General features: G+C 37.8%; 2 protein-coding genes. Both read left to right on the plus strand.

Going from position 1 to position 1517, the window contains the following annotated elements; translation table 11 throughout:
• The first annotated feature begins 362 nt into the window (after nucleotides 1–362).
• Nucleotides 363–725 (plus strand): hypothetical protein, encoded by a 363-nt coding sequence (locus HMPREF9969_RS10135; protein WP_009435741.1) that lies wholly within the window; start codon nucleotides 363–365, stop codon nucleotides 723–725.
• 36 nt (nucleotides 726–761) lie between these two features.
• Nucleotides 762–1475 (plus strand): SH3 beta-barrel fold-containing protein, encoded by a 714-nt coding sequence (locus HMPREF9969_RS10140; protein WP_009435740.1) that lies wholly within the window; start codon nucleotides 762–764, stop codon nucleotides 1473–1475.
• Nucleotides 1476–1517 lie beyond the last annotated feature (42 nt).

Below are 1517 nucleotides of genomic sequence, written 5' to 3' on the forward strand. Positions count from 1 at the left end.
AGTATCTTGTTTTAAAGCCTACGGCAACTTTGCTATTCTTTACCCTTTAGTTTAGGGCGAAGCCCTGCATCCTTTGTTATCGCTTACACTCCTTGCATACACAGTCTGGCTTTAATTTTCCTTTGCAAAGGTAAGCAAGGTCGTAAGAACACAAAGTACCGCAACGCTATTTAAGAATATTCTCACGGCAGCCTTCCACAAATCAAAGATTTGGGTTTTCCATAAGAATATCCTTAAATTACTTTGTTTATCTTCCTAATGACCTTACTACCTCATTGCACGTAAAATTTGAAAGCCTGACCGTGATGCTGCAATAGCAGTTGAACGAGAGGGAAATGTATCACTTATTAACAACAAGAATTATGACAAACAACTATGCTATCTTGCTATCGTTAGGCTTCTGTAAGGAAGATTATAAGTTTGAAAACTTCAAATCTGATTTTGGTTACGATTGGACAAGTGAAGATTTAGACGATGCTATTGAGAGTGCAGGATTTGATATACGAAATGTAAGAAACTGCTTGATGGATATACTTTGGTTTAAAGTTGTGTATGAATATGTTGATAATAAAGGCTGTGATAGAGAAGACTTTGATTGCTATGTGAACGGCTCACTTGACACCCACTTCTACTTCAGGGAGACCGAGGTAAATTCAACAGAAGACATAGAAGAACTTCTTGAAAGGGAAAATGAAATATCACATCGTCAAGTTTTTAATGCTTGACGATGTTTTACATAAACAAATAACAATCTCATCAATATGGAAAATCTATTTGAGACTTTAGTTGAGAAACTTCGCAAAGGCATTGTTTCTTTCGTATATCGTAAGAAAGACGGCACAGAACGTCATGCGTGTGGTACGCTATATGGAATAGGACACACCATTAAGGGCAACAGCATTCATCACCATAGCAAATTTACACTTGCTTACTATGATGTAGATTGTAAGGGGTGGAGGTCGTTTCTTATTGACAACCTCATTGAGGTAGGCGAACTTCGTAAAGGCACAATAGCAGAACATCATGACATTTGTCTTGCACTTGTTGTGAAGCTGAAAGAGAAGATGAAGAAAGACGGAGTTACAGCTTTTGCTTATCGTAAAGTTGATGGTTCTGTGAGATATGCACACGGCATTCTTTCGGATAATATAGATATTACGGGACAATACTTTGTCTATTATGACACAGACAAGCAAGAAGAACGTAAATTTCGTATTGACGCTTTCATTGGTTTTGGTGAGCCATCAAACATTGAGGTAAACAACATCTTCACAAGCAATGAAGAGCAACAAGTGACAAGTGGTAAGTCTTACAATGACTTTAGTCAGCTTAACATTAAGACCATTCTTGCAAAGAAAGGTATAGATATTGAGGACACCGAGAATTTCATGGTCATAGACTTATTGCCCGAGCTGAATAAGGAACAGCTAAAAGACCTAATCATAAAGGCAACAACGAGACTTGCAGAGTTATAAAAGGCAACGGAGAGGCTTAACCACCCCTCCACAAACTTATAT

The organism is Prevotella sp. oral taxon 306 str. F0472, from assembly GCF_000257925.1.
Taxonomy (GTDB): Bacteria; Bacteroidota; Bacteroidia; order Bacteroidales; family Bacteroidaceae; genus Prevotella; species Prevotella vespertina.